Origin of the sequence: Rhodococcus phenolicus (genome assembly GCF_001646785.1) — a bacterium.
Lineage (GTDB): Bacteria > Actinomycetota > Actinomycetes > Mycobacteriales > Mycobacteriaceae > Rhodococcus > Rhodococcus phenolicus.
The window spans coordinates 1-1,285 of record NZ_LRRH01000181.1; the positions used below are offsets into that span (position 1 = coordinate 1).

A 1,285-nucleotide genomic window follows, 5' to 3' on the forward strand; every position below is an offset into this window, starting at 1 on the left:
ACCAACTGGACGACTTCGGTCCGTACCGCGCTGTTCCCCGGTAGCACGGTCGAGCTGCTTCCGCAGGATCTCAACGGTGAGGAGCACCAGAAGTTCCGCCGCATCCTCAATCCGTTCTTCTCGCCGGCGGCGGTGCGCCGCATGGAGGATCTCGCTCACTCGCGCTGCGTCGAACTGCTCGAGGAACTCGCGCCGCAGGGTCACTGCAACTTCGTCGCCGAGTTCGCGATCCGCTACCCGACGGATCTGTTCCTGATCCTCATGGGGTTGCCGGTCGAGGACGGCGACTTCTTCCTGCCCTGGACCGAAGAGATGTTCGGATGCATGCTCCAGGGAGATCTGGACGGTGCCGCGGTACCGAAGGCGAAGATCCTCGCGTACTTCCAGGAGGCGGTCGACGAGCGCCGGGCGAATCCGCGTGATCCCGCGGAGGACATGGTCACTCGGCTCGTTCAGGCCGAGCTCGACGGCGAACCGCTGTCGAACGACACGATTCTCACCACCTGCCTGTCGATCATGCTCGCCGGTCTCGACACGACACGCTCGGCGCTCGGATACATCTTCGCGCACCTCGCCCGCAACGACGCGGACCCGCCGGACCGCACCGCTGCCTCGGCATGCACCTGGCCCGCCTCGAACTCGCGGTGGTGCTCGAGGAATGGCACAAGGTGATCCCGCACTACCGGATCAAGGAAGGTGCCGAGCTGATCGAGAGGGGCTCGCAGCTGACCCTCAAGGACCTCGAACTGGAATGGGATGTCTGAGATGACACTGTCTATCGCGCAAGGAAAGTGCATGGGCCACGGCCGCTGTTACGCGGTCGCGCCGGATCTGCTGTCCGACGACGAGCAGGGCTTCGTCGCCGAGGCCGGGCAGGATCTCGATGTCCCGGCGGAGCTGACCGGGCAGGCGCAGGACGCAGCCGGGGCGTGCCCCGAATACGCGATCACCTTCACGCAATCCTGAGTCTCCGACACAGGCATCGGTGCGGGGGCGGATGTTCGACCGCTCCCGCACCGGCGCTTCCGGATTCAGCGCCGCCAGCCGCGTCCGAGGTCGGTGCCGTGGTGGACGGCGATGCGCAGCGAGTCGAACGCGGCGACACCGGGTTCGACGCGGCACACCGCCGCGTAGGTGCCCCAGCCCAGCGCCGAGTCGGTGCCGCGTGCGATGTAGGAGAAGTAGCAGTCCAGCGCGACCCGGCCGTGGCCGGTGGACCGCACGTCGGGCTGGCACAGGAAGTGCCGCTTGTCGGAGTCGTCGGCCGCGCGGGCGGCTCGGAAGA

4 protein-coding genes are annotated in these 1,285 nt (G+C 67.2%); 3 read left to right on the forward strand and 1 reads right to left on the reverse strand.

Annotated features, from left to right (window positions below):
- The 3 genes from A8G15_RS28625 to A8G15_RS28630 form a co-directional block, all read left to right on the forward strand.
- The coding region (locus A8G15_RS28625) for a cytochrome P450 (protein ID WP_211270263.1) at positions 1–672 on the forward strand (672 nt) is incomplete at its 5' end.
- Positions 669–764, forward strand: coding sequence for a cytochrome P450 (locus A8G15_RS32145; RefSeq protein ID WP_245688053.1), 96 nt, complete (start codon positions 669–671; stop codon positions 762–764). The genes A8G15_RS28625 and A8G15_RS32145, both read left to right, overlap by 4 nt.
- A 1-nt stretch (position 765) precedes the next feature.
- Positions 766–966, forward strand: coding sequence for a ferredoxin (locus tag A8G15_RS28630; RefSeq protein WP_068166590.1), 201 nt, complete (start codon positions 766–768; stop codon positions 964–966).
- 65 nt (positions 967–1,031) lie between these two features.
- On the opposite strand, the gene A8G15_RS28635 is transcribed toward A8G15_RS28630, so the two are convergent.
- The coding region (locus tag A8G15_RS28635) for a hypothetical protein (RefSeq protein ID WP_211270265.1) at positions 1,032–1,285 on the reverse strand (254 nt) is incomplete at its 5' end.

Coding starts and splice junctions, on each gene's coding strand:
- A8G15_RS28630 (WP_068166590.1), top strand. CDS start 766: ATGACACTGTCTATCGCGCAAGGAAAGTGCATGGGCCACGGCCGCTGT.